We start from the raw sequence: 26,172 nt of genomic DNA on the forward strand, positions 1-26,172 counted from the left end.
CACTCAATGTGCCCAAAAACATCACGCTCTTGCCTCTGCCGCCATACGCTCCCGAATTAAACCCCATCGAAAACGTCTGGGCTTATCTACGCGCCAACAAACTCGCCATCTCCGTTTTTGACACCTACGACGAAATCGTCGAGCGATGCTGCGAGGGATGGAACTTCTTCGCAAACGATCAGAAAGCCGTCCGATCAATCACATCAAGGCAATATGCAAAAGCGGTCATCAGTTAGGGCCGCTGGTATAAGCTATTGTATATACACAATATTCCCCCTCTAATTTAATCATTTTAGCCCATGTCCATCTGGTCGCCATATGGTAGAGTGCACATGCATCTATAGTAGTATGTAATGATTTCAATGATTTAGCATGTGCACCATTTCTGCGTAGCAGAAACACACATTCCCGAGGCTTAACTTTTCATCCCCCTATGGGGGGATGGTCCTCCTTTTTCCCAAACTCGGTCACCATGACAGTGTCCGTCGGGCGCGGTGCCGTTCTAACCAAGCTTTTTCCGTTATCCGCATCTGGAGCGGCTGGCGGGTTAACTGGAAACTAAAGAAGGGGGCTCGTGGCCCCCGCGTTAATGGATCTCCGAATAATGACCGGAGTTTGGTTGGCCTGAGTCCCCGTGCGTCAAAGCAGCTTATAAAGCACAAATATCACGACCGCCCAGAAAACCAGGGAGTACCAAACCTCGGCGACGACATGCCCTTTCTGCCGGGCGGAAACCAACACCCGCCCCTTAGAGGGGAAGAGGTATTCCAGCCACAGAAACAGTTGACCGGGCGCGCGGAATAACAGCCAGAATAAACCCCGCTTGTCCTCGACCGCATCGTATTGTTCGTCCAGGAAATCCGCTTTCACCTGCCTCAGGGTTTTCGGTTTTTGGCGAGGGGCCATTTAATCTCTCCACGATATTAATGGGTTGAATATTCCCGGGAGGCCCGAGAATTTCCCGGGCGGGCGCGCGATCTTTTTTATTGGTGGGTTGCTTTCATCATGACGGCGGCCTGTCCGAGGAGGAAACAAGCGGATTTCATTTCGTCCCTCGAGAGGTAGCGGCCATTCATGGCCACCTTGGTCAAGGCCCCGCAGCGTTGTCCCGGACAGAAAGGCGGCCCCTCGGTTTGCTCGAACACATATCGAAGGTCGTCCGCATTCCCTATCACCGGATCATGTCTCACAACGGCATAGAGAAATGCGTTGGGGCCGATGAGACTCCAATCGCCGCCCTGAGGCAGTTGGGCCAGAAATTCCACCTGGGGAAAGGGAACGCCATTGCAAAGGAAGGTGTCCACCCGGAGATCCTCGGGCACGCTTCGGGGCCAAGGGCGTTCGGTCTGTTGGACGTTCTGGGTTTGGGGCGCCGGGGGAAACTGCGCGTCCCACTCCTCGCGGGTCATTCCTTCCCGAGCAAGGCATTCACTCAAGAGCTGGCGACCGAAGGCGTCGCTATCCGGAGAGGGAACACGACATTTGATGTCGGCACTGGCTTGGGAGGCCCAAAAAACCACGGCAGCCATGGTAACGGTGAGACCGAGCACACGCATCCATTAATCCTTTCTACAAGAGAGCGGAATGTGGCGAGAAAATGCGGATCTCTCCACTAAGGCCTGAGTTTTACTACGGGTCGCGTCGAGAGAAAAGAAAAAAGAGATTTAGTTTCATTCGGTTCCGCCGAGATTTTGCCGGAGTGAAATTGCGTGTATGGATAGACACGAGGATAACCGACTCAAAACTGACAAGGTCCGCGCGGCGCCCAAAAAGAGGGGCGCGCGGACAAATTCCGCCGTGACCACAAGCCCGGAAATTCGGCACAAAATAAGGGACGCGGTGTTAGCCCGCGCCGAAAGACAGCGCACCGAAGCCAAGGTCCATGAGACCCGTGAGCTGAAGCGCAAATTCGGCAAGCACATTCAAGCCTTGCGTAAGAAAGCTGGCCTAACCCAAGAGGGATTGGCCGAAGCCATCGGAAAGTCCGTTGATCAAATGGGCAATATCGAGCGCGGCGCCACGGCGACCCGTCTAGATACCGCTCAGGCCTTGGCGGACTTTCTCGGCGTTTCCTTGTCCGATCTTTTTTCTTTTGAAGAGCGCGGCGTCTCCGAAAGCCCTCGGGACGCATTAATCGCTGATCTCGCGGATTTGCTTCAGGATGAGGACGAGGCGACGATCCGAGCCATTATGAAAACGATTAAAGTTTTATTGGACGACTTCGTGGTACGTGAGGCCGATTAAAAAAATATAAGTAGGCAGTTTACGTGCTGGCGGTCCGGCTGTTCATGGGATGGCGCGGGAGCGATACGGACGCTTCGCCCGGTCGCTCCCGCGCTATTTAGGGTTCTTTCGTTATTCGTCCTGACAGATATACCGCGCCCATTGATTCATGAGCTCGCGGCGCTTCTCGAATAAGTCACCCCGTTGATAGGCCGCAACGACCTTATCGCGCGGCGTATGGGCAAGGGCCAATTCCGCGATCTCAAATGAGTAGGAGGTCTTTTCCGCGATCCAGGTCCGGAAGGTCGCGCGAAACCCGTGGGGGACGCCCGTCACCTTTATCCGTTCCATGGTTTTGCGCATGGTCATGTTGGAAAGCGGGGCGTCACCCCGCCCGGGAAAAACATAATTGCCGACGCGGATGGTCGCCATCTTTCTTAAAAGCGCGAGGGCTGGGTCGGAAAGCGGCACCCTATGGTCTCGATTGGCCTTCATCCGGCAGGCGGGTACAAGCCACGCTTTTTCCTTCAAATCAAATTCGTCCCATGTCGCGTGCAAGATTTCACCCGACCGTCCAGCGGTGAGGATGACCAACTCCAAGGCGCGCGCTCCCATGCCATCGGCGGCTTGCAAGCGAGGCCAGAATTCCGGCATGTCCGCATAGGGGACCGAGGCGTGGTGTCGATCCTTGGTGAGTTTCCCCTTGGCGGGAAAAATCTGGCTGAGGGTTCCTTTCCATCGGGCCGGATTATCTCCTGAACGCCAGCCAAGGGCAGTCGCGGTATCAAGAACCGCTTCAATCCGTCCGCGCACGCGATCCGCTGTCTCTGTCTTCGTTGCCCAGATGGGTTTAAGGATGTCCAGAATATCCTGGACGCCAATATCTCCGACGTCCCGGTCCCCGATCATGGGAAAAGCATAGGTCTCCAGCGTCGCGGTCCACTGTCCCGCATGCTTGGCGTTTTTCCAAGCGGGCCGCCTCTGCTCGATGGTCTGATAAGCCACGTCCCGAAATGTCCTGACGGTTGGAGCAACGGAATTATTCTGGAGCTTTCTCTCTTCAATGGGGTTTTTGCCGTCCCGGACCAGAGCCCGAGCCTCGGCGCATTTTTCTCGTGCCTTGGCCAATCCCACTCCGGGGAAAGAGCCGAGCCCCATGTCTCGACGTTTCTTATTTAGGGAAAAGCGATAGATCCAGCTTTTCGCCCCCTTGGCGGTGACCTGGAGATATAGGCCATCGCCGTCGGCGTGGTAGCCGGGCTCGCTCTTGGCCTCGACCTCGCGCGCGGTGAGAATTCGGATATGTCTCGACATGGCGGTCGTCCTGAAAAGTGATGGGTAGACGAAGATCCAATTCTTCGTATCCATCACTTTACCCACCCGCAAGATGGGGGCCGGTGTAGATCCCAGTGGACGACGAAAGACACAGAAACCCATTAAATCCCAATTAAATCAGGATCTTATGGACTTCCGTGGACGTCGAGAGAAAAGATATTGGCGGATGGGGTGGGATTCGAACCCACGATACGCTTTTGACGTATACACACTTTCCAGGCGTGCGCCTTCGACCACTCGGCCACCCATCCACCGTGATTTCCGTTAGATCTTGGAAATCAGAGGGGCTCGTTCCCGTTCCCCTGTCAGGACGCGCAAAATAGCGACTCATTCCCGAATGCGCAATAGTCTTTTTTCATCCATTTTTTTGAGCCCTAAAATGAAATTCGTTGCAACTCAAGTGGGTTAGGGGCAGACTCTTTCTTCTCTCGTCCAAAAAACTGTATAACTGATTGGAAAGTCAATGATATTTGGACGCCTCATTGGGTGGGTTCTTCTCACCGTAGCCATTCTTATCGCTTCAGGCGAAGCGGTTCTCGCGCTTGGAACAGGATCCTATGAGGGGTTGGCGACGCGGGAAGTTTGGACTCTCATCGCCGGAGACCCGACGGTTAGTCAAAGCGCGGGCGACATGGCATCGCGCCTGATCTCGGATATCCTCGATTGGCCTGCTTGGACCGTCATCGGTTTTGTCGGATTGAGTTTGGCGGTGATCTGTCGTTCGCCAAAGCGACGCCGTGTCGGCTGTCGTGAACGCTCCTACGGCTGACACCTTTTCGCAGCTTTATCACCGAGCCAAGGGACTGCCTTGACCAGGGGGCTGTGGCTTGCTTCTGCCCTCGCCTCGAAAGGGGGCGTGATTGCTATAGGGGAAGGCGGTCCGATGCACTCGTTAAATACAGCCCTGCAATCAGATGACACAGGGCTTCCGGCTCCGATGGGACGGATTTAAAGCGCAATTCGACCGAGGATAGTAAGTCACGGAATGCCGCTTCGTCCGGCTCAATAACCTGTAATGCCCTTCCCTTAAAAAGGGGAGAACTCGGCAACCAGGATTCCAGATGCATCGACTGGGCATGCTCCAATTCCCGCTCCTCGACGAGGATTTCATCGCGCGCCGACTCCATGGCATTTTTAGACCCTTCCAAGACACGGATCACCCGACGACCCTGTCGTAGCAAGAAACCGGAGAGTCCAAGACGCATGGCGCGGTCTCGCTCAGAGGAGCGAAAGAAGGTCCAAATGTCCTCCAGTCGATATCCCAGTAATTGGGTGTCGAATAGGGTTTGTACGATCGCGGCAGGTTGCCCAATCTTGCTTCCAGAGAGGGGCCGGTGGGGCTCGCGGTGAGGGGCCAGATCATTCCGTCCGCCCCGGTTATATCCGTGGTCCATTATCGACAATTCCTTTCAGCTCCAAACCTGTTGAACTGTAGGCCTGTCTCTAGACTAAGGCTGTGCGCTATACTCGGATATTGGGGGATTTCCGCAGGAGGCCACCTTTGTTGGGGCCATATGCCAAGGTGCGTGGGCGGCGGGTCATAAGGAGCCGATGCGTCCGATGCGTCCGATGCGGCTATGGACTCGGTTCCGCCAGGGTACACGAGAGGGATATTTTCCCGTCACGGGGCTTTGCACCGTTCCCCACTGGGGCCGAAAGGCCCCAGACCCCGGGCACTTATTGGCCGAAAGGCCCCGGACCCCAGGCACTCTAAAATTTATAAGATCAGAGTGAAACGGGGCCAGCTTGACTCAAGCTGATCCCGTTTCACTCTAGAAAAAATAGGGGTTTTGGGACATTTGCCCCAAATGGGCTTGGGCAATCGCCAAAAAACCAAGATGCTGTCGTGCGCCGTGACGTTCTGCATCCTTTCTCTTACAAATTGCAGTGGCGCAATCTCATCACGGCGGATCTGTTACCCGTCCTTGCGGATGTGATCCAGGAAACCACCGACTTGGTCCTGTAGATCTGAGGCTTGCTTGCTGAGGGCCTGGGCGGCGGCCAAAACCTGACCTGCCGCTGAACCGGTTTCCTCTGCAGCCTGAGTGACTTCGTTGATGGTGCCGCTGGCCTGTTGGGTGCCCGCAGCGGCCCGTTGGGTGCTTTCCGCGATGCCCCGTGTTGCCACGTCCTGTTGCTCGATGGCAGCAGAAACCGTAGTGGAGATCCGGTCGATCTGGCTGATCACATCGACAATGGAGGAAATAGCCTGCACGGCTTCCGCCGTGGCTTGCTGGACACCGCCGATTTGTTTGCCGATCTCGTCCGTTGCCCGGCTGGTTTGGTTGGCAAGGTTTTTGACCTCGCCCGCCACCACGGCGAAGCCTTTGCCCGCGTCCCCGGCCCGGGCCGCTTCGATGGTCGCGTTCAGCGCCAGAAGGTTGGTTTGGTCGGCGATATTGGTGATCAGGGCCACCACTTCACCGATCCGTTCCGCTGCATCGCGCAGATCACCGACTTGAGCGCTGGCCTTGGTGGCCCGTTCCACAGCTTCCCTGGAAATGGTGGAAGATTGGTGGATCTGCTGACTGATGGCGCTGATGGAGGTGTTCAGTTCCTCGGCGTTCGCTGCTACGGATTCCACTTCTCGGGTGGCGTCGGCGGTGACGGTTGACACTTCTCCCGCGCGGCGGGTTGTGGTTTCCGCATTGGCGGTCATGGCCCGTGCGGTATTTTCCATTTGGCCAGCGGACGACCCGATCACGTTAATGGCGCCGGAGACGCTGCTTTCCAGATCGTCGGCCAGACTGCGGATCGCTGCGCGCCGTTCGTCCTGTCCGCGCCGCTCGGACTCCGCCTGCTCTTTGCGCAGGCGTTCCATCTTTTGGCTGTATTCCTTGAAGACCTGCGCGGCGTGCGCCATGGCGCCGATTTCATCTCCTCGGCCCAGGCTGGGGATTTCCGTTGTCGAATCCCCCTCGGACAGACGTTGCAGGGCTTTGGTCATGCTCGCCAGGGGCTGGCTGATGCCGTGGCCGATGAAGGCGGCCAGACCCAAACCCAGAAGCAGGATGATCAAGTTCGACCCAATCACCAGATTGCCCGCAGCGCGCAGGCTTTGGCTGGTGGAGGTTCGAATCGTCCGCTGTTCGGCAAGGGCGGAGTCTTTGGCCTGCTCGGAATCCTTGGTGATGCGGGTTCCCGCTTCCGTCAGGGCGTCCTCAAGGGACTCGATTTCACCCAGGATCCCCGACAGCGTGTTCAGGCTGTCTTCGTATTGGGCATAAAGGTCTTCCACGGCTTCAGAATTGGGGATCTGCCCCAGGTTCTCCGTTACAATGAACAGGGATTCCCAGATGGTGGCGAACTGCTCGTCGGAGTGGTTCTGCAGGTAGGTGCTTGTTGCGATTCGTGCCTCAAGCACGGCCTCCACGACCTTGGCGGCATGGCCAGCGGCGGGCAGGTTGAAGTCCTCAATGGCGGTCTCCCGGGCTTCGGATGCCCAGGCAACCAAGCCTTCGGCTGCGGGAAGCATGGATGTCTCGACCAGATCGACTTGTTGGGAGACGAGGGCAAGGGCTGGTTCCAAGGCCTTTTCATGGGCGGCATAGGCTTTGGCGACCCGGTCGGCGAAGGCTTCCTCGGGCGTGCCGGAGACGGTCAGCTGAAAGGCCATAATGGCTTCGCTGACGTCCCGTTGACCCGCGCGGAGCGCGGCGAGCTCTCCCGGATCGGCGGTTTCAAGATAGCTGGTCACTTCCTCGGCAAAGGCCTGAACGCGGCTGTTCAGTTGCTGGGCACTTTGGGCGACATCGGAAGAGTCGGAGAACTCGTCGAATTGCGCGTTGGAACTTGCGAAGATGCTGTAGGATACGACTCCCACGCCCCCCATGAGGACGAGAACAAGAAAAAAGCCAGCATATAGACGAACTTTGATGGATATGTTTTTCAAGATCGGCCCTTTCCCGAAATCCCGCCCTCACTCATTTGTCTGCGATATGCCCTGATTTTTATTTGGGCGTTGGCGGCAACGACCCCTTGTTACGGCCACCTCTGTGGACGCCTGGGTTTGTCACGAAAAGCTACATTAGAGGTTGTGGTTTTCTTTTCGTGCTGGCCTTATGATAAAGCAAAACTACAGGAAAAAGACGGTAACTTCCATAGCTTGCTGAGGCAGCGCACCATTCTGAGCGGGGAAAAGAACCTCTGGCGCTTTCAAGTCTTTGGCTTGTTTCGCGTCCGGTTGCACTGAGGACCGCTCCTGTCGAAGGGTATACGACCAGGAGGGATGGACTCGTTCGATTGCATCAGAGTTGGACGGATTCTCGCGTGTATTCGTCCGACTGTTAACGAAGAGCATCTGAAGCCGCTAGAGGTACCACCAGATGGGTTAAAGGATTGCACCCGGTCCGGACTTCTGTCCTGTTCGTGCGGGGGGATGTTTTTCTGTCAACGGAGGTTTAGAGTATCGAGCGGAAAAGTGAGAACCGATTTTCCGCTCGATACTCTCTGGCCCCGTTTCACTCTATTTATATAGATTTTAGAGAGCTCCGAGATCAAATCGGGCCACTTCTTGGCCCGATTTGATCTCGAAGGCACTCTAATACGCCAGTTCGGTGAAGACGGGATCGATATCGCCGTTCCAGCGGGCCAAATAGGCGTCAAGCAGGTCTTCTGCCTGGGTGCGGCCTGATTCCGCGATGGTCCATAGGGGGTCAAGGAAGCCCGTTTCGTCTCGCCCCTTGCTGTTCAGACGTTTGCGGGCAGTCAGACCCGCATGGGCGATCTCAAGGACCCGGAGGGCAATTTCGCGCAGGGTTTTGTCCCGGAACGGGGTTTTCAGGCCCATGCGGGGGACTTGGGCGCGGAGGGCGGCATGCTCCTCGGCGGTCCAGTCCTTGACCAGATCCCAGGCAGCGTCCAGGCAGGCACCGTCATACAGCAGTCCGACCCAGAAGGCCGGAAGGGCGCAAAGCCGGTGCCAGGGGCCACCATCGGCGCCCCGCATTTCCAGGTAGCGCTTCAGGCGGACCTCGGGGAAGGCAACGGTCAGGTGGTCGGCCCAATCCTTTTCGGTGGGCAACTCACCGGGTAGGGCGGGAAGCTTGCCGTCCATGAAGTCCCGGAAGGATTGGCCCGCCGCGTCGATGTATTTGCCGTCGCGGTAGACGAAGTACATGGGCACGTCGAGCATGTAATCGACATAGCGTTCGTAGCCCATGCCGTCTTCGAAGACGAAGGGGATGATGCCCGTGCGCGCGGGGTCCGTATCGGTCCAGATGTGGCTACGGTAAGAAAGGAAGCCGCTGGGCTTGCCCTCGACGAAGGGACTGTTGGCCCAAAGGGCCGTGGCCAAGGGTTGCAGGGCCAGGGAAACACGGAATTTCTTCACCATGTCCGCCTCGTCCAGGAAATCCAGATTGGTTTGGACAGTGCAGGTGCGGATCATCATGTCGATGCCCAAGCTGCCCACCCTGGGCATATGGTCGCGCATGATCTTATAGCGTCCTTTGGGCATCCACTGGCAATCCTCCCGGCGCCATTTGGGATTGAAGCCCATACCCATGAAGGCGATGCCCATTTCTCCGGCGACGATCTTCAGGTTCTTATGGTGGACGGAAACCTCGCGGCAGGTCTCGTGGACGGTTTCCAGGGCGGCCCCGGACAGCTCAATCTGCCCACCGGGTTCCAGTGTCACCGAGCCCATGGAGTCGCAGGTCAAGGCGATGATGTTGCCGTCTTCGTAGACGGGTTGCCATCCGAAGCGGGTCAGGCCCTCCAACAGGGCGCGGACTCCCTTGTCGCCCTCGTAGGGCAAGGGGCGGCCATCGGCGATGGTGAACGCGAATTTCTCGTGCTCGGTGCCAATGCGCCAGTCTTCCTTGGGGCGGCCGCCCCCGGCGATATAGGCGACCAGATCGTCTCGGGTCAGGCGGGTCTCGGTGCCCAGGGTCGCGGAATCCATCATCGGCTCGGGTCCATCAAAGAGGGAAGGCGTGGTCCCTGACGGGACCGACTGCGAAAGATCCACATATCGGGTGCGGATATGGAAAAGGGAAGTGCGACCATGGGCTCAATTCGTGCGCGGCTCAAGTCTCGGAGAATTCAGGTCACCGACCGCCAGTCCCCCGCCACGGCCTGCCAAACGGAGAGCGCGGCGGCGACGGCTGTTTCCGCCCGTAGAATACGGGGACCCAGGGAGAGGGGGGAAAAAAGGGGTAGAGCAGCGAGGGCCTCCAGGTCCGATTGGGCCAGCCCCCCTTCCGGCCCCACCAGGATCCCGGCGGGGTCTCCGGCCCTTTCGGCGAAGACCTCGGCAGCAGGGCGGGCGTTCTGGCGTTCGGCCATGACGAACAGGCGTCGATTGGCGGGCCAGTCGGCGAGCACCGCATCCAGGGGGCGGGCCTCTGCCACTTCGGGCAGGGTCAGACGTTCGCATTGCTCGGAGGCTTCGATGACCTGGGCGCGGAGGCGGTCGGTGCGCACCCTTTGGGATTGGGTCCGCCTGGTGAAGATGGGCAGGAGGGCGCTACAGCCCAGTTCCACGGCCTTCTGCACCACATAGTCGGTGGCGTCTTTCTTCAAGGGGGCGAAAAGCAGCCAGGGCCCGGTCTCTTCCACCTGGGGGCGCAGGAGGTCTTGTGGCAGGACTTCTCCCGCCGATTTGGACAGGGCGGAGATCTCCCCGGCCCATTCCCCATCGCAGCCATTGAACAGGCTCACCCGGTCGCCAGGGGATAGGCGCAGCACCCCGCGCAGGTAATGGGCTTGGCCGTCTTCCAACGGGGCCGGTTGTCCCTCGACCAGGGGGGCGGTCACGTATAGGCGATGACGGGGGGGGGCTGGAGCGGGGGAAGAGTGGGAAGGCGAGGTCACCGGCAAAATCCCATGTTGTTCGGCAAGGGGCGACACCATACTGTACGGAGCCAGCGCTTGGTCCCGTTGACATTGCCTGGAATCGCATTGGATTCAAGTCATGTTGCGGGACTTTCGGTCGGGAATACCTTCAGCCCCCATGGAAACGGAGCCATGAGTCAGACAAATCAAACGACCGCGACCCTGGTCGGGGATATGCCCCAGGGTGGCTGGGTTGACCGGTTCGCGCCCATTCCGGTGCGCCCCTATCTTAAGCTGATGCGCCTGGACCGGCCCATCGGAACCTGGCTGCTGCTGTTTCCCTGCTGGTGGAGTCTGGCCATGGCCAGCGACGGCTGGCCGGATTTGTGGCTGATGGCTCTGTTCGCGGTGGGGGCGCTGGTCATGCGGGGGGCGGGGTGCACTTTCAATGACATCGTAGATCGGGATTTCGACGCCAAGGTTGCGCGCACAGCCACCCGGCCCATTGCCAGTGGCGCCGTCAGCCGCAAAGGTGCGGCCCTGTTCCTGGGGGCGCAACTGCTGGTCGGCCTGGGGATTTTGCTGAGTCTGAATGGCTTTACCATCGGGCTTGGCGTGGCTTCTTTGGCGTTGGTGGGGATTTATCCCTTCATGAAGCGGATCACCTATTGGCCCCAGGCCTGGTTGGGTCTGACTTTTACCTATGGCGCGTTGATGGGCTGGGCCTCGGTGGCGGGAAGCCTATCACTGGCCCCGGTTCTGCTCTACGCCGGGTGCTTCTTTTGGACCCTTCATTACGATACGGTTTATGCCCATCAGGATAAGGAAGACGACGCCCTGGTCGGGGTCAAATCCTCGGCCCTGGCACTGGGGGAGCGTACGAAGCCCGCTCTCGGTGTCTTTTCCCTGGCCATGGTTCTGCTGGTTGGTCTGAGTGGCTGGAATGCCGGGCTCGCTTGGCCTTTCTGGTGTGGTCTGGTCCTGATGGCCGCCCATTTGGCATGGCAGATCCGGCGGGTGGATATCGATCATCCCGCCCGCTGTCTCACTATTTTCAGGAGCAACCGATTCGTTGGCTGGATCTTGCTCTTCTCTATTATCGCCGGGAGGGCGCCCCTTGGTCTCTGACCCCCGTTACAGAACATTCCTGGAGACCAATACGGCGGAAGCCCGTCCCCCCTTGGTGCCGGAAATCCGGCTGCGTCTTGCGACGGAAATTACGCCGCTTTGGCAGGCCACGGAAATTGTCCTGGAGAAGGAAGGTGTGCCCCCGCCCTTCTGGGCTTTCTGTTGGGCCGGAGGGCAGGCGCTGGCCCGCCACGTGCTTGACCATCCGGAAACGGTGCGCGGTCGGCGGGTGTTGGACTTCGCTGCAGGCTGCGGTGTTTGCGGTATTGCCGCAGCCCTGGCCGGAGCCAAGGCCGTGGAGGGCAACGAGATCGATCCCGTGGCCATGGAGGCCATGTCGATGAACGCCGCGTTGAACGGTGTGGATCTCCTCCCCCAGGAAGGGGATGTGGTGGGGAGTCTGGATCGGGTATGGGATGTGGTGCTGGCCGGGGATGTCTGCTACGAAAAACCTTTGGCCGAGCGGGTCATCCCCTGGATGAGAGCTCTGGCAGCCCGTGGTACGCGGGTGTTGATCGCCGATCCGGGTCGGAGCTATCTGCCCAGCCAAGGGCTGTCTGCCCTGGCCACCTATTCTGTTCCCGTGAGCCGGGAACTGGAAGACCGGGATATCCGCGAGACCACGGTTTACGCCCTGCTGCCTTGAGGGGGCAGCTCTCCTCCTTTGTGGCCGTGGTTTTTATTTCGGCCTCAGCAGCGGGGTTATTCGGCGGCATTGACCTTGGGCCTCAGGCCAACGTAGCGGGAGATATCCACCTCGTCCACCTGTTCGGGGCGCAGGTGGGTCTCCCCATATTCCCGATAGACCCCACTGGTCAGAAACAGGTCGAACAGGTCGCCATCGATATGGCTGTCCAGGACCATCTTGGACAGGATGTCGATGGCTTGGGACAGGGTTTTGGGCGTTTTGTAGGGCCGGTCTGCGGCGGTCAGGGCCTCGAAAATATCAGCAATGGCCATCACCCGGGCGGGGATAGACAGCTTTTCGGGGGGAAGGCGCCGGGGATAGCCGGTCCCATCCATCTTTTCATGGTGGTTGCCAGCGATTTCCGGCATGCGGCGCAATTGGCGGGGCAGGGGCAGGCTGTCGAGCATGATGATGGTCTGCACAATATGCTCGTTGATCTTGAACCGCTCCTCTTCGGTCAAGGTCCCGCGGCGGATGGACAGGTTGTGGAGTTCACCGAAATTGTAGGTGTTGTCCGGGATTTCCATGTCGAAACCCCAGTGGTTTTGGGGGTCGTCCTTGCGCACGGGGGGTTTGCGATTTCCCCAGGGAATCACGTGCTCTGGCCGGTCGGCCAGCAGCTTTTCCACATTGGGGGTGGGAGCCGGGGGGATATCCTTCAGCCGGTCCTCTTCCCCCCGGGACAGGCCCAGGCGGTCGTCGAAATTGCGGGTCCATTCGGTCTCGGCGATCACGTATAGACGATCGACATTTTCCTGGTCCATGAACTCGCCGCCGATATTGGTTTGGGCGACGAAGGCGAAATCGTCCTGCAACTGAGCGCGTTTCCTTTCCATTTCCGCAGTCAGTGTTTCGCGATCCCCCCCGTCGATAATCTTCCGAAGGCAGTCAATTTCCGCGTCGCGCCACAGGATCTCGAAACGGGTTCGGATTTCGTGGATCCGGTTATAGATGGTCTCGAGTTTGGTGGCCTTGTCGACCACGTATTCTGGGCTGGTGATCTTGCCGCAATCATGCAGCCAACTCGCCAGTTCGAATTCGTAGATCTCTTCGTCCGTCATGGTGAAATCGGCGAAGGGGCCCCAACTGCATGCCCTGGCCTCGCGGGCCAACATCTGGGCCATTTCCGGAACCCGGTCGCAATGTCCGCTGGTATAGGGCGACTTGGCGTCGATGGCCCCGGCCAGCAGCTTGATCAGGCTGTCCAGCATGCGCCGCTGGGAGGCGATCAGTTCCTGGTTATCAATGGCGATGGCTGCCTGACTGGCCAGGGCCTCGATGATCTGTTGGAGTTCGAAGTCAAAGGGGATGACGATGTTGCCGTCGTCCCGGGCGTTGATCAATTGCAGGACGCCGATCACCTCGTCCTTGTGGTTGCGCAAGGGAATGGTGAGAAAGGACTTGGACCGGTACCCTGTGGTCTCGTCGAATTTTTTAGTGCCGGAAAAGTCATAGTCTTCGGCCTTGTAAGCGTCGGGTATGTTGATGGTTCGTCGATCCACAACGGCTGCGGTGCAGACATTGTTGAAGTTTGGTTCCCCGGTCACCGGGTCGATGATATTGAGGGGAGGGAAGGGAATGGGTTTCCCGGTCGTGCCCCCCAGGGCGATATCCAAGGTATCGTTTCGAACAATGGCGAAGTGCAGACGCTTTTCCTGGTCGCCGAGATACAGAGTCCCCCCGTCGGCATTGGCCAGGGACTTGGCTTCCAGTAGAATCTTCTCGATCAGGACCTTGTGGTCACGCTCAGAGGACAGGGCAATTCCAGCCTCGATCAACCGGCGCAAGTGGTCTCTTTGTTGGTTGTCCCGGGGTTGGTGCGACGGCGAAGGGGCAGGCCCGCTGCCGGAAGCCTTGATGAACAGGCATTCGCTTTTCCAACTGGGAGCGGGGGTCGTGAATGCGCCCACGCTTCGCATGACCCGCCGCAATGCTGCAGCGGAGCCCTTCACGGTCATTCCCATACTCCTCGTGGCCTCTTGTTCTTGGATCGTGTTACTTGCATGCACTCAATGGTCTGTATGTATGTGGAGTTGAGCTTTGCATTACCCTAGCGGATGCGGACCATATGCGTAAGGGAAAATGGCGAAAACGGGCGACTTTCCCCTTAAGTATACCGATTTGAAGTCCACCGAGTGGGGCGGTGGGTTTCAGCTTTTTCCAATATGTTTCTCCGGAGAAGAGAATGTCATTTGACAGTTTAAGAGATTTTATTTTGCAGCTGGAGCGTGAAGGTCAACTGGTCCGTGTTTCCGCGCCCGTCTCTCCGATCCTGGAAATGACGGAGATCCAGACCCGCCTTCTGGCGGAAGGAGGGCCCGCCGTCCTGTTCGAGACAGTCCGGCGAGAGGATGGCTCCCCCTATGGGATGCCGGTCCTGGTCAACCTGTTTGGCACGGTGGAGCGGGTGGCTTTTGGCATGGATCGGACGCCGGACCAATTGCGTGCGGTCGGCGAGACCCTGGCCTTTCTGAAGCAACCGGAGCCGCCGGGCGGCTGGCGGGAGGCGGTGGGTATGATGCCCCTGCTCAAGACGGTTCTGTCCATGAAACCCAAGACCGTCTCTCGGGCCCCCTGCCAGGAGGTGGTGTTGACGGGGGACGGGGTGGACCTCTCGGCTCTGCCCATCCAAAGCTGTTGGCCCGGGGAGCCCGCGCCCCTGATCACCTGGCCGCTGGTGGTCACGCAAGGGCCGCGCACCCAGGGCAAGGACGCCCGCAAGGAGGATGCCTTCAACCTGGGCATCTATCGCATGCAGGTGACAGGCAAGAATACGACCCTGATGCGTTGGCTGAAACACCGGGGCGGGGCGCAGCACTACCAACGCTGGGCGAAGGAAAAGGCCGAGCCCCTACCCGCAGCGGTGGTGATCGGCGCGGATCCAGGGGTCATCCTCGCGGCGGTGACGCCGGTCCCTGACACCCTGTCTGAATACCAGTTCGCCGGATTGTTGCGGGGCAAAAAGGTGGAACTGGTGGACTGCAAGACCGTGCCCCTGAAAGTGCCTGCGACGGCGGAGATCGTCCTGGAGGGTCATGTGATGCTCGATGAGTTCGGCGACGAAGGCCCCTATGGCGATCACACGGGCTATTACAATTCCGTGGAGCAATTCCCGGTCTTCCGGATCTCGGCCATCACCATGCGGAAAAACCCGATCTACCTGTCGACCTTCACCGGTCGTCCTCCCGACGAACCGAGTGTCCTGGGCGAGGCTCTGAACGAGGTTTTCATCCCCCTGTTGACCCAGCAGTTTCCAGAGATCGTCGATTTCTGGCTTCCGCCCGAGGGCTGTTCCTATCGGATCGCTGTCGTGAGCATGCGCAAAGCCTATGCGGGCCATGCCAAGCGGGTGATGATGGGGGTCTGGTCCTTCCTGCGGCAGTTCATGTACACCAAATTCGTGATCGTGGTGGACGACGATATCAATTGCCGGGATTGGAAGGATGTGATGTGGGCGATTTCGACCCGCATGGATCCGGTGCGCGACATCACCACGGTGACCGACACGCCCATCGACTATCTGGATTTTGCCAGCCCTGAAAGCGGTCTGGGCGGTAAGATCGGGCTGGATGCGACCAACAAACTGCCCCCGGAAACCCACCGGGAATGGGGCGAGAAACTGCGCATGGATCAGGATGTGATCGACAGGGTCTCCCGGGACTGGGCGCTTTATGGCCTGCCTGGGAGTGGAAAACCCATCTGGAAGTGAGGGCCGTTCTGGCCCATGTTACGTCTACCTCGCCCTATCGGGCCTTTGGGCTCGGACACTGTCGTATTTTTGGAGTTTCCGTTTCATGACCGATCTCGCCAAGACCGCCGCCGATGCCTTGACCCTGCTGGAGGACCTGGTGGCCAAGGCCACCAAGGCGGGGGCCACCGCTGCGGATGCGGTTCTGGTGGATGGGGCCTCCGTCTCCATCGCTCACCGCATGGGCCAGCTCGAGAAGTTGGAGCGGGCCGAAGGGGGGGATATCGGGCTGCGCGTGCTCATTGGCGGGCGGCAGGCGCTGGTCTCTTCCGGGGATCGCAGCTCTGCAGGCATGGATGCCCTGGTGGCGCGTGCGGTGGCCATGGCCAAGGCCGTGCCCGAGGATCCCTATGCCGGTCTCGCCGACCCCGCCCAGCTCGCCAAGGACCTGCCGAACATCGATTGTTTCGATCCCCAGGAGCCCTCGCCGGAGGTGTTGACCGAGCTGGTCCGTACCATGGAAGACGAAGCCCGCGCCCAGCCCGGAGTCACCAATTCCGAGGGGGCGGAGGCCTCCTGGGGCCTGTCCACTGTTGCGCTCGTGGGATCCAACGGCTTTTCACACGCCTATCACTCCAGCCATTCCAGCATTGGAGTGGCCGTGGTGGCGGGGGATGGCGAGACGGGGATGGAAAGCGATTACGATTACTCCTCTGCCGTCTATTTCTCCGACCTGCGTGACGCCTTGGAGATCGGTCGGGAGGCCGGGCGGCGGGCTGCCCGTCGAGTGGGCGCCAAACGGATTGCCACGGGCCGGATCCCCGTCGTCTTCGATCCCCGCGTCGCCCGGGGTCTGATCGGCCATGCCATCGGGGCCATCAATGGCGGCGGCATCGCTCGCGGAACCTCCTTCCTGAAGGACTTTATGGACAAGCCGGTCTTCGGTCCGGGGGTGACGATCATCGAAGACCCCCACCGCGCCCGGGGCATGCGCTCCAAGCCCTGCGATGCGGAAGGACTGGCCAATAAGCGCCGCGCTTTGTTCGATAAGGGGGTGTTGACCTCCTGGATCCTCGACCTGCGCACCGCCCGCCAGTTGGGTCTGGAAAGCACGGGTCATGCCGGGCGCGGCACCGGTTCCGCCCCCAGCCCCTCGGCCACCAATCTGTGGATGGAGCCAGGCGCCCTGACGCCTGAGGCTCTGATTGGCGAGATTGACGACGGGCTTTATGTGACGGACCTGGTGGGGCAAGGGGTGAACGGTCTGACCGGCGACTACAGCCGGGGCGCTGCGGGCTTCCGCATCGAAAAGGGCCAACTCACCACACCGGTAAGCGAAATCACCATCGCCGGAAACCTCAAGGACATGTTCCTGTCCCTGACGCCAGCGAATGATCTGGTGCTGCGCTATGGCACCGACTGCCCCACCGTTCGCATTGATGGCATGACCATTGCCGGGGGGTGATGTCCAAGGGCAGCCGGAGGCTTTGGGCGATTGCCCAAGCCCATTTGGGGGCCAATGCCCCCAAACCCCCATTTTTCTTTTGAGAATAAATGCCCGGGGTCTGGGGCCTTTCGGCCAATAAAAGCTTGGGGTCTGGGGCCTTTCGGCCCCAGTGGGGGACGGGGCAAAGCCCCGTGACGGGAAAGCACGGGCTGTCGTATCCCGTGTTATGAATCAGACAACTAGTTTTGTACCGCGTCCAGGGCTTTGAGGGCGTCGCCCAAACCGCGCCAGGAGAGGGGAATGCCAAGGGTTTTGCCATCGGCTGTGTGGTAGTTCAGCTTACCCTCACCCTTTTGTTTGCGGAGATCTTGGACCACGTCGGGACCCAGGCCGGAGGTGGCGAAGCAGGCTCCCGGGACGCAGCGGGCCCAATCCAGGGGTTGGACCAGGGTGTCATCAACCTGAACTTCGGCGGGGGCAGAAAAAGCCACGTTCACGGCCACAACAGCCGTCATGGACACGGCACTGTCCCCCGGTGCGTATCCCAGGGCGAGTTGGGCCAAGGGTGCCGGCTGCCCCTGGATCTGGATGGTCTGGACGACTTCGCAGATTTTGGCAGCCCCGGGCGGGGTGACACAGCGCAGGAGCCAGTTATCGAAGCTCTCCGTTGTCACTTGCGGCTCTTCGGGGGCGGTGGGCTTGGCTGCCGGTGTGGGTGGGGCGGCGTTGGCCCGACCCACGACGGTCTGAGAGAGACCCAGGCTGAAGGCCAGAGCGATCGCGGCGATTAGGCAGACAGGCTTGCGCATTAAAATCTCACCATCATGCGAAGGTTGAAACGGTTTTCGGTATCCTTGCCAGCGGCGGAGCCCAGGGCGTATTCGGCGGAAAGCATGGCGCCATGGGCTGTGGCCTGTTGGGACAGCCCCAGGCGCAAACCGACCCCCATGGAGGAGCCCATGGTGATGCCCCGCTCCACGGCGGAGGGCTGTTCCAGTTTGACCGCCCCCAGGGCGCCGAACAGATAGGGCGCCGCCGCGCCGCCCAGGCCCGGAAGGCTGTCCTGGAGCAAGGCCGAGGTGAATGGAGCGGAGAGCTCCGCTCGGCCCGCCGCGCCCATATCGCCGGAGAACGTCCCACTGTCGAAGGCAGACAGCCAATCGGCTCCGCCCAGGCTGAACATTTCCGAACTGGGCAGGGTCTGGCCAAAGGAGGTCTGAGCCTTGCCCGCCAGGGACAGGCGGGTCCGGTCGGCGAACAGATTTTGGGTGTAGCCCAAAGTCCCCTCCAGCTTCTGGAAGGAGGGCTTGGCGCCATCGCGGGACAGGGGGAGGGCGGTTGTGGCCTCTCGGGCGCCCAGGGCGTTGACGCCGAAGGACGCGGTGGCCGAGCCCGAGAGGGTGGCGCCCCAGGGCAGGGTGATGTCGCCGGTCTGACCCAGGCGGAGCACCCTCAGACGGTCTTCGGTGAAGTCGAAGGTCTGGCCGGAGAAGTGGAGGGTCTGGGCCTCGTTGATCAGATCGAAGGCGAGGGTGGAGGCGGTGTTGGCCTCCCGCCCGCGGATCCAGGTGTAGCCCAGTTTGGCCGTGGCCCGAAAAAAGTCGTCGCTGAGGGTATAGGCGAGGTCGGTCGTGCCATGGGTTTGGCTCTGAACGGCCTCCAGGTTGAACCAGGGGGCATCGACGCCCAGGGGGACGATGACGCCCCCGGCCAGCTGGCGGTTTCGGGGATCGCTGTCGAACAGGGTTCCGTCCTTGGTTCCCGGATAGCCGCCGACCCGCAAATAGGCGGTCTCGCCCAAACCGAGAAGGCTATTGGCATCCAGACCCAGGCCGAAGGTGAAGGTGCCCAGACTGTCGGACAAGCCGTTGTCGAGGGTCAGGAAGGCGCCGAAGGGATCCTGGCGGCCCTCGATGACCAGGATGGTTCCGCCCTCCTCCGTGCCGGGCGCGAGGGTGGAGCGGAGTAAGATGCCGGGAATATCCCCGGCCAGCAGCAGCCGCCGCTCGAGGGCGGCCTGGGTGACATCGGTGCGTCCGACAAAGGAGGCGAGCAGGTCTTCGACCCGCCCCCGGACACGCTCGGGCAGGGCGGAGGCATCGACGGCCTCCACATGGCCGGTGACCAGGGTCAGGCGCAGGGGATCGCCGTCCTTGAGGGTTTGCGGAGGCAGGACGACGCGGGTCAGGATGTGCCCAGCCTGGATCGCGGCGGTCTCCAGGTCTCGGGCGGCGGCGAAGAGGTCAGCACCGGAGACGGTCTTATTGGTCAACCGGGCGGCGATGGCAGCGGTTTCGTCGGCGATGTCGGGAAGACCGCCCTCCACGACCATCCCGGAGGGGGTGACGGTCAGCGCCTCGGCCCCTTCGGGGGCTTTCAGACCAGAGGGGGCCGAGAGGGTCAATCCCCCGCTTTCGGATCGGATCACCGGCGGCGCGAAGCTGTCCGGTGTGATCTGCCCGGCGGTTTGGGCCGATGCCGGAGCGGACAGGGCCAAGCCCAAGGCCAGGCTCAGGCCGACTGTGGTGAGGAGACGGGACCGGGAGAAGAAGGGAGTTGGCATGTTTAATTGGCTCCGCAAGACAGGGCTTGGCCCGCCCCCATGAAACAGACGGGTCCGGAGAGCCGTGGATCTTCGGTGACGGTTCGACCGCCGCTTTCCTCACCGGTTCCGTCGAAGGTGGCTTGCGGCTGCGTGCCAAAGGTCCCGAGAGGGTCGTTGGTGAAAATGGCGTTGGCGATAATTGAGGCTGGTACAGAGTTTGGAGGCGTGGTCACCGGCGGCGTGGAGGTGGTCGGTGTCGGTGTGGTGGGCGCGGGAGCCGGTGCCGCTGGTGTCGGCGTCTCTGTCGTTGGTGTGGTGGGCTCCGGTGTTGGTGCTGGGGCTGGTGGCGGTGGCGGCGCGGGGCGGGCGGCGACGGTCAGGATTCCCTTTTGATAGCTCAAGGTGTAGTTGAGCGACGCCGCAAGGCTTCCTTGGGTGATGTCGTAGGTGCCCTCTGGGCTTGTGGCGGTGGCGGCGGTCGTCAGGGCACCAGAGAGACTGTCGCCACTGACCAAGAATCCGGAGGTTACTTTGTAGGTCAGGGTCGGATTGGCGTCACCGTAGGTGCGGGATTGGTTGTCAGCGGTGACCGTAATGGCCCGTTTATTAATGGTCAGGGTGCCCAGCGTATAGCTCAGGGTATAGTTGGGCGACGCCGCAAGGCTTCCTTTGGTGATGTCGTAGGTGCCGACGGCGCTTGTGGTGGTGGCGGCGGTCGTCAGGGCACCAGAGAGACTGTCGCCACTGACCAAGAATCCGGAGGTTACTTTGTAGGTCAGGGTCGGATTGGCGTCACCGTAGGTGCGGGATTGGTTGTCAGCGGTGACGGTGATGGCGCGAGGATCGACGGTCAGGGTGCCCCCCGAGCCGATCACCCGGTAGGTCACCCCTTTGTCACTGGTGACGGCTCCTGGAATGAGATGGGCGCCTGCACCGAGGGTCGTGTAAATTGTGTCGGCGCTCGGTCCGAAGACATAGCGGACCGGGCCACCAGACAGGTTGGTCTGGCTTGGGCTCGCCAAGCTATCGCCATAGGTCATGCTGATCGCGCTGGCCTTGACATAGAGAACAGGGGTAAGCGCATAAAGCTGCGGATAAAACCCGCTGGACGGCGGCGCCCAGGTGGTGTCGAAATCCCAGCCCGACGCACCCGTCATGAAGCTGTCCGTGTTCTGGAACTGAGCTGTGGTTAGGCCCGTGACGTCTGAGGTGGTTCCGGAGCCGCCGCCATCTGCTAGGCCCGAGGTGGTGGTGTCCCAGTAGGACTGGGTGATGGTGCCGGTGTCGTTAAATCCCGCGAAGCCGCGCGCACTATGAACAGCAGTAAAAGCGCCGGCGCTGGCCGTTGCGTTTCCAGTTGCATAGGCTTTGGTGATGGTGCCTTTGTTGTCTCCCACGAAGCCGCCCGCGTAAGCAGTAGATGCGGCGCCGTCGGTGCTGGCCGTTGCGGCTCCGGTTGCATAGGCGTTGGTGATGGTGCCGTTGTAGTTTTGTCCCACGAAGCCGCCTGCGGCAGCGTTTCGGTCGGTGGTCGTCGCCGTTACGGCTCCTGTTGCATAGGCGTTGGTGATGGTGCCGTTGTAGTTTTGTCCCACGAAGCCGCCTGCGGCAGCCTCTCGGTCGGTGTTCGTCGCCGTTACGGCTCCTGTTGCAGTGGCGTTGGTGATGGTGCCACTGTTGAAGCCCACAAGTCCGCCCGCTTGAGCGTTGCCTGAGGTGGCGCTGGTGGTCTTCGCCGTTACGGCTCCTGTTGCAGTGGCGTTGGTGATGGTGTCGCTGTTGTATCCCACAAGGCCGCCAGCGTAAGCTCCAGTGTAGCTCGCTGAGCTATTGGCCGTTACGGCTCCTGTTGCAGTGGCATTGGTGATGGTGCCGCTGTTGTATCCCACAAGGCCGCCAGCGTAAGCTCCAGTGTAGCTCGCTGCGCTGTTGGCCGTTACGGCTCCGGCTCCTGTTGCAGTGGCATTGGTGATGGTGCCGTAGTTTAGTCCCGCGAGGCCACCAGCTCCAATCTGGGAGGAGCCGGTTGCCGTGACGCTCCCCCCCACAAGCCCGATGTCCCGGATGGTTCCTTTGTTGACCCCGAACAGGCCCCAGTAAATAGTGGTCGCCGCAGTGTTTTCGATGGTCAGGTCGGTGATGGTGTGACCCAGTCCCGCGAAGGTCCCGGTGAAGGCATTTGCAGGAATCACGCCCACCAACGCGTGGTCGTAGGGTGTTGTCGGGGCCGTAAGATCCCCGGCCAGGGCGTAGGCGCCGCCCAATCCCGTGGTGTCGATGGCGTCCAGCGCCGCCATGTCATGGATCAGGGTATAATCGGTGCCGTTGATGGCGAGTGTCGCGCCGCTGCCCGACAGGGTGATGGAGGCGCCGGAGGCGATGGAATAATCCTTGCCCGCGCCCGTTGTCAGGACGAGCCCCGCAGTGGTGCCCGAGGCGGTCAGATTGGCGTCGATGGCGATGGCGCCGGCCGCAGCCAGGGTCAGGGTGGTGTTCGCCGACCAGCTCAGGGCGTTGGCCAGGGTGATGTCGCCGTTCTGGCTGCCTCCCGTACCGGTGCTGACGGTGACGCTCGCCAGCGCCAGGGCATTTTGCAGGGTCGAGACATTGATCACGCTGTCGTCGCCCGTGGCGGTGACCCCACCGGTGTCCGCGCCGTCGGAAATGGTGACGTTATAGGGATCGAGCAGCAGGGTGCCGAAGGTCCCGTCCTCCGACGACAGGTCTGTGACCCCCTGGTACGCCAGCTTGGCCTTGCCGGAGACCTCGGCGTTGCCGCCCCTGCCCGCTCCGGCCCCCCGGGCGCTGATGGCCCCCTGGAAGGTGGTCTGTTTGTCCGACCAGAGCACGACGGATCCGCCGTTGCCCTCGCCCATGGCATCGGCCTTGAGGGTGGTTGCTGCGTCGACGGTGGTGGTTTTGGCGGTCGGGAGGGAGCCCTCGCCGTGCCAGTCTCCGCCGACGCGCACCGATCCGCCGCCCGCAGTGCCCGAAGCGTCCAGGGTGGCGCCGGTCAAGGCCACCGTCTGGCCGGTCACCGTGATGGATCCGCCGGTCCCCCCCGTCTCCGTCACCCCGGAGGCGTCCAGGGTGCCCGAGACGGCGGTCGTCCCTCCGGCGCCGCCCCCCAGAACGATGGCGCCGTTCTGACCGCTGACCGATCGGGCCTGGATCAGGCCGTCCATGTTGATGGCCTTGCGCGCCAGCTCCTGCGCCGTGGCGGCGGCGAGGATCACATATCCGCCGTCGGCTGAGATGGTGCCGCCGTTATCGATCAACGTCTGAAGGCTGTCCTTGCCCGAGGAGGGCAGGGCCACCTGCATGAAACCGTCCCCGGAGAGATCCAGGGTGATTCTTTCGCCCGCACCCAGGCCGACTTTTCCCAAGGGGACGGCAATCCGGCCATCATTGCGGACCGATCCGCCGAGCAGGGCGGCATAGCCCCCTGAGCCGACGGTGATGACACCGTCATTGGTGATCGGGGCCGACGCCCCCTTGCCCTTGAAGGTCAGATCGCCCTTGAGGAAATCCTCGTCGCGGATGTCGAGGGTGGATCCGATGAAGCCGCCGCCCACATTGACTGCTCCGGTCGAGGTGATGGCGATGCCATTGGGATTGACCAACAGGACCTGCCCATTGGCGCTGAGGCGTCCGGCGATGGTCGAGGAGGTCGAGCCGGTGACCCGGTTGAGGATCGCCGAACGGGCGCCGGGCTGGTGGATTGTGACGCTGTTGCCGTCGCCGATGGAAAAGCCCTGCCAATTGACAATGGCGCGGTCGCTGCCCTGGGAGATCGTCATGGCGGCGCCCGAGGTCGCGATGGAGGCCTCACCTGAGGTCACGCGGGGATTGGTCGGCAGGGCGTCGCCCGCCATAACCAAGCCCGGGGCTGCGACAAGGGCCGTCGAGGCGAGCAGGTGGGCGAGGAAATGAGCGCGGGTGGTTCGTGTCATTTGGGTCTCATGCGGGTGCTGTTGAGATGATGTGGTTCAATTCCACCCACAGTCATCAGATACATGTTTTTGTGTGCGATCGAAGGGTAAGATGGATCTGTCTTTATTTTTTATAGTCAATGGTGATGTGAGGTCAATAAATCTTTGTCTTCACTGGCTTTTGTATCTATCTACTATGATTTGTAAATGTGTATTTCAATCTGTAAATAAGTATAGATTGGCATATATGAGTAAAATTCAATATTGAACACTTTTAAGCGGTTTCGTTACGCGGAAAAGACGTGGAGATTGTCTCCGATCCCGGTGAGGATGGCGTTGATGCGGCTTCTATCTTTTCTGTTAAGGACAGTTCGGTCCAAGGGCATCTCGTTTCATTTAAGAATCCACGGGACACGACAGGGATCGTTTCCCGTTACGGGGCTTTACCCCCAAATGGATTTGGGCAATCGCCCAACAAACACGAGACATTGTGGTGCACCTTGGAAGCGGCCAAGTGTCCGCCGCGCCTTATGGCGCGGTAAAGCCCGCCTGGCCTTTGAACGCAAGAAAAGCGGCGTGGGTTTCAACCCGCGCCGCTTGGTATTCGTGTTCAGCCGGGCGGCGATGGCTGCGGTTTCTTCGGCGACGTCGGGAAGGCCGCCCTCTACGACCATCCAGGAGGGGGTGACGGTCAGATCCTCGGCTCCCTCGGGGGCTGTGAGACTGGAGGGGGCCGAGAGGGTCAATCCACCGTCTTCGGATCTGATCACCGGTGGCGCGAAGCAGTCCGGTGTGATCTGCCCTGCGGTCTGGGCTGAGGTCCGAGCGGACAGGACCAAGCCTGCGGTGGAGAGGCAAAGGGACCGGGAAAGAAAGAGATGTGTCATGCTTAACTGGCTCCGCAAGACAGGGCTTGGCCCGCCCCCATGAAACAAACGGGGCCATTTAGGCGCTGATCCTCGGTGACGGTTCTGTTTCCAGTCGGGGCGAAGGAATTGCCTTGTGGCTGAAGGTGACCGGTTCCGTTGGTGGCGGTGATGAAGGGGGCGTTGGCGATAACGGGTGAAGGGATTTGAGGGGTGGACCGCGACGGGATTTCGATGGTCAGGCTGCCCGCAGTGAAGGTGAGGGCATAATTGGCGTTCGCGAGGCTCCCTTGGGTGATGGCATAGGTGCCGGGGGGGCTTGCGGTGGTGGCGATGGTGGCAAGGGCTCCGGAGAGGCCGCCCCCGTTGACCAGGGATCCAGAGGTGAGGGCATAGGTCAGGGGCGGATTGGGATCCCCCAAGATCCGGGACAAATTGTCTGCGGTCACCGTAATGGCGCGGGGGCCGATGGTCAGGGTGCCCGGCGCATAGGTCAGGCGGTAGTTGCCAGACGCGGCAAGAGTCCCTTGAGTGATGCCGTAGGTGCCGACGGAGTTTGCGGCGGTGGCTGTGGTGGTAAGGGCTCCGGAGAGGCTGTCGCCATTGACCAGGGAGCCGGAGGTGATCCCATAGGTCAGGGGCGGATTGGTATCGCCGTAGGTGCGGGACTGGTTGTTGGCGGTGACGGTGATGGTGCGAGGATTGATGATCAGAGTTCCCGGGATGACGGTGAGGGCATAGTTGGCGCTGGCGAGTGTCCCTTGGGTGATGGCGTAGGTGCCGACGGCGCTGGTGCTGGTGGCTGTGGTGGTGAGGGCTCCGGAGAGACTCTCTCCAGAAGGCAGAGATCCTGAGGTGAGGCTATAGGTCAGGGTCGGATTGGCGTCGCCGTAGGTGCGGGACTGGCTGTCTGCGGTGACGGTGATGGCCCGGGCGGAGACAGTCAGGGTGCCCGGCATATAGATCAGGCTGTAGTTGCTTGATGCCGCAAGGCTTCCTTGGGTGATGTCATAAGTGCCAACGGCACTTGCGGTCGTGGCTGTGGTGGTGATGTCTCCAGAGAGGCTCTCTCCACTGACCATGGATCCGGAGGTGATGCTATAGGTCAGGGTCGGATTGGCGTCGCCGTAGGCGCGGGACTTGTTGTCTGCGGTGACGGTGATGGCCCGTTTATTAACGGTCAGGGTGCCCGGTGTATAGCTCAGGGTGTAGTTGCTTGATGCCGCAAGAGTGCCTTGGGTGATGGCGTAGGTGCCCACGGAGTTTGCCGTGGTGGCTGTGGTGGCGAGGGCACCGGAAAGGCCATCGCCATTGACCAGGGATCCGGAAGTCACCTTGTAGGTCAGGGTCGGATTGGCGTCGCCGTAGGCGCGGGACTTGTTGTCTGCGGTGACGGTGATGGCCCGGGCGGAGACAGTCAGGGTGCCCGGTGTATAGCTCAGGGTGTAGTTGCTTGATGCCGCAAGAGTGCCTTGGGTGATGGCGTAGGTGCCCACGGAGTTTGCCGTGGTGGCTGTGGTGGCGAGGGCACCGGAAAGGCCAT

General features: G+C 60.7%; 20 protein-coding genes and 1 tRNA gene. 7 read left to right on the forward strand and 14 right to left on the reverse strand.

Going from position 1 to position 26,172, the window contains the following annotated elements; genetic code table 11:
- On the forward strand, positions 1 to 236 hold a 236-nt coding region (locus tag ACLIRY_RS25060; protein ID WP_413208160.1), incomplete at its 5' end, for a transposase.
- A gap of 403 nt (positions 237 to 639) precedes the next feature.
- On the opposite strand, the gene ACLIRY_RS25065 is transcribed toward ACLIRY_RS25060, so the two are convergent.
- Together ACLIRY_RS25065 and ACLIRY_RS25070 are read right to left on the reverse strand one after the other, a co-directional pair.
- The gene (locus ACLIRY_RS25065) at positions 640 to 906 is read right to left on the reverse strand and encodes a hypothetical protein (RefSeq protein WP_413208161.1); all 267 of its coding nucleotides are present in this window, start codon (positions 904 to 906) and stop codon (positions 640 to 642) included.
- A gap of 77 nt (positions 907 to 983) precedes the next feature.
- A complete protein-coding gene (locus ACLIRY_RS25070) occupies positions 984 to 1,556 on the reverse strand; it encodes a hypothetical protein (protein WP_413208162.1) in 573 nt (190 codons plus the stop codon).
- Between the two features lie 241 nt (positions 1,557 to 1,797).
- On the opposite strand from ACLIRY_RS25070, the gene ACLIRY_RS25075 reads away from it, so the two are divergent.
- Entirely contained in the window at positions 1,798 to 2,244 is a 447-nt protein-coding gene (locus tag ACLIRY_RS25075; RefSeq protein ID WP_413208163.1) for a helix-turn-helix transcriptional regulator, read from the forward strand.
- A gap of 111 nt (positions 2,245 to 2,355) precedes the next feature.
- Here ACLIRY_RS25075 and ACLIRY_RS25080 read toward each other — a convergent pair whose 3' ends face one another.
- Together ACLIRY_RS25080 and ACLIRY_RS25085 are read right to left on the reverse strand one after the other, a co-directional pair.
- On the reverse strand, positions 2,356 to 3,537 hold the full coding sequence (locus ACLIRY_RS25080) for a tyrosine-type recombinase/integrase (RefSeq protein WP_413208164.1): 1,182 nt from the start codon (positions 3,535 to 3,537) through the stop codon (positions 2,356 to 2,358).
- 181 nt (positions 3,538 to 3,718) lie between these two features.
- Positions 3,719 to 3,809, reverse strand: a tRNA-Ser gene (locus ACLIRY_RS25085).
- Between the two features lie 212 nt (positions 3,810 to 4,021).
- Here ACLIRY_RS25085 and ACLIRY_RS25090 point away from each other — a divergent pair.
- Positions 4,022 to 4,327, forward strand: coding sequence for a hypothetical protein (locus tag ACLIRY_RS25090; protein WP_413208165.1), 306 nt, complete (start codon positions 4,022 to 4,024; stop codon positions 4,325 to 4,327).
- 94 nt (positions 4,328 to 4,421) lie between these two features.
- Here ACLIRY_RS25090 and ACLIRY_RS25095 read toward each other — a convergent pair whose 3' ends face one another.
- The 4 genes from ACLIRY_RS25095 to ACLIRY_RS25110 form a co-directional block, all read right to left on the reverse strand.
- On the reverse strand, positions 4,422 to 4,952 hold the full coding sequence (locus ACLIRY_RS25095; RefSeq protein WP_413208166.1) for a hypothetical protein: 531 nt from the start codon (positions 4,950 to 4,952) through the stop codon (positions 4,422 to 4,424).
- Between the two features lie 521 nt (positions 4,953 to 5,473).
- Entirely contained in the window at positions 5,474 to 7,450 is a 1,977-nt protein-coding gene (locus ACLIRY_RS25100) for a methyl-accepting chemotaxis protein (RefSeq protein WP_413208167.1), read from the reverse strand.
- 648 nt (positions 7,451 to 8,098) lie between these two features.
- A complete protein-coding gene (locus ACLIRY_RS25105) occupies positions 8,099 to 9,463 on the reverse strand; it encodes a glutamate--cysteine ligase (RefSeq protein WP_413208178.1) in 1,365 nt (454 codons plus the stop codon).
- A gap of 140 nt (positions 9,464 to 9,603) precedes the next feature.
- Positions 9,604 to 10,410, reverse strand: a complete 807-nt coding sequence (locus ACLIRY_RS25110) for a 16S rRNA (uracil(1498)-N(3))-methyltransferase (RefSeq protein WP_413208179.1) — start codon at positions 10,408 to 10,410, stop codon at positions 9,604 to 9,606.
- Between the two features lie 117 nt (positions 10,411 to 10,527).
- Here ACLIRY_RS25110 and ubiA point away from each other — a divergent pair, with 117 nt between their 5' ends.
- Together ubiA and ACLIRY_RS25120 are read left to right on the forward strand one after the other, a co-directional pair.
- On the forward strand, positions 10,528 to 11,463 hold the full coding sequence (ubiA, locus tag ACLIRY_RS25115; RefSeq protein ID WP_413208168.1) for a 4-hydroxybenzoate octaprenyltransferase: 936 nt from the start codon (positions 10,528 to 10,530) through the stop codon (positions 11,461 to 11,463).
- Positions 11,453 to 12,109, forward strand: coding sequence for a class I SAM-dependent methyltransferase (locus ACLIRY_RS25120; protein ID WP_413208169.1), 657 nt, complete (start codon positions 11,453 to 11,455; stop codon positions 12,107 to 12,109). Before ubiA ends, ACLIRY_RS25120 begins: the two co-directional genes overlap by 11 nt.
- A 56-nt stretch (positions 12,110 to 12,165) precedes the next feature.
- On the opposite strand, the gene ACLIRY_RS25125 is transcribed toward ACLIRY_RS25120, so the two are convergent.
- Positions 12,166 to 14,109, reverse strand: a complete 1,944-nt coding sequence (locus ACLIRY_RS25125) for an HD domain-containing phosphohydrolase (RefSeq protein WP_413208170.1) — start codon at positions 14,107 to 14,109, stop codon at positions 12,166 to 12,168.
- Positions 14,110 to 14,336: 227 nt separating this feature from the next.
- Between ACLIRY_RS25125 and ACLIRY_RS25130 the strand changes: the two genes are divergently transcribed.
- Complete coding sequence (locus tag ACLIRY_RS25130; protein WP_413208171.1) at positions 14,337 to 15,860, forward strand: UbiD family decarboxylase; 1,524 nt, start codon at positions 14,337 to 14,339, stop codon at positions 15,858 to 15,860.
- An 85-nt stretch (positions 15,861 to 15,945) separates the two neighbouring features.
- The gene (locus ACLIRY_RS25135) at positions 15,946 to 17,304 is read left to right on the forward strand and encodes a TldD/PmbA family protein (protein ID WP_413208172.1); all 1,359 of its coding nucleotides are present in this window, start codon (positions 15,946 to 15,948) and stop codon (positions 17,302 to 17,304) included.
- A gap of 221 nt (positions 17,305 to 17,525) precedes the next feature.
- Here ACLIRY_RS25135 and ACLIRY_RS25140 read toward each other — a convergent pair whose 3' ends face one another.
- The 5 genes from ACLIRY_RS25140 to ACLIRY_RS25160 all read right to left on the reverse strand — a co-directional run.
- Entirely contained in the window at positions 17,526 to 18,095 is a 570-nt protein-coding gene (locus tag ACLIRY_RS25140) for an invasion associated locus B family protein (protein ID WP_413208173.1), read from the reverse strand.
- A complete protein-coding gene (locus ACLIRY_RS25145; protein WP_413208174.1) occupies positions 18,095 to 19,849 on the reverse strand; it encodes a ShlB/FhaC/HecB family hemolysin secretion/activation protein in 1,755 nt (584 codons plus the stop codon). The genes ACLIRY_RS25140 and ACLIRY_RS25145 overlap by 1 nt, the downstream gene beginning before the upstream one ends.
- Positions 19,850 to 19,851: 2 nt before the next feature.
- Complete coding sequence (locus ACLIRY_RS25150; RefSeq protein ID WP_413208175.1) at positions 19,852 to 23,784, reverse strand: beta strand repeat-containing protein; 3,933 nt, start codon at positions 23,782 to 23,784, stop codon at positions 19,852 to 19,854.
- Positions 23,785 to 24,206: 422 nt separating this feature from the next.
- The gene (locus tag ACLIRY_RS25155; protein ID WP_413208176.1) at positions 24,207 to 24,650 is read right to left on the reverse strand and encodes a hypothetical protein; all 444 of its coding nucleotides are present in this window, start codon (positions 24,648 to 24,650) and stop codon (positions 24,207 to 24,209) included.
- Between the two features lie 2 nt (positions 24,651 to 24,652).
- Positions 24,653 to 26,172, reverse strand: a 1,520-nt coding sequence (locus ACLIRY_RS25160) for an MBG domain-containing protein (RefSeq protein ID WP_413208177.1), incomplete at its 5' end; no start/stop codon positions are given.

Origin of the sequence: Rhodospirillum sp. A1_3_36 (genome assembly GCF_047263945.1) — a bacterium.
In the GTDB taxonomy this organism is placed as follows: Bacteria; Pseudomonadota; Alphaproteobacteria; order Rhodospirillales; family Rhodospirillaceae; genus Rhodospirillum.